The sequence below is a fragment of the Bifidobacterium sp. UBA6881 genome, assembly GCA_002451435.1.
Lineage (GTDB): Bacteria > Actinomycetota > Actinomycetes > Actinomycetales > Bifidobacteriaceae > Bifidobacterium.
Genome location: DKCF01000105.1, coordinates 1 through 612 on the forward strand (window position 1 = coordinate 1; position 612 = coordinate 612).

Sequence of the window (612 nt, forward strand, 5' to 3'; positions counted from 1 at the left end):
GAAGAACGGCGAGTGACGGCCGCCTTCGTCCTTGGTCAGCACGTAGACTTCGCCCTCGAACTTGGTGTGCGGAGTCACGGAACCCGGAGCAGCCAGAACCTGGCCACGCTCGACCTGGTCGCGGTTGATGCCACGGAGCAGCAGACCGGTGTTGTCGCCGGCCTCGCACTCGTCCATCTGCTTGTGGAAGGTTTCGATGGAGGTGACGGTGGTGGTCTGGGTCGGACGGATACCAACGATTTCGACGTTGGAGTTGACCGGCAGCTTACCACGCTCGACACGACCGGTAACCACGGTGCCACGGCCGGAGATGGTGAAGACATCTTCGATCGGCATCAGGAACGGCTTGTCAAGGTCGTGGACCGGGGTCGGGATGTAGTCGTCGACAGCGTCCATGAGCTTCTTGATCTGCTCAACCCACTTCTCGTGGTCCGGAGCGTCGTCGTGCAGCGCGCCGTAAGCGGAGACGTGGATGACCGGGCAGTCGCGGTCGAAGCCGTTTTCGTCGAGGAGGTCACGGACCTCTTCCTCAACGAGCTCGATGAGCTCTTCGTCGTCGACCATATCGCACTTGTTCAGAGCGACGAGGATCTTCGGGACGCCCACCTGACG

General features: G+C 61.6%; 1 protein-coding gene. It reads right to left on the bottom strand.

The genetic code is table 11. The features are described from left to right. On the bottom strand, positions 1-612 hold a 612-nt coding region (locus B3C64_RS07855), incomplete at both ends, for an EF-Tu/IF-2/RF-3 family GTPase (RefSeq protein ID WP_291534924.1).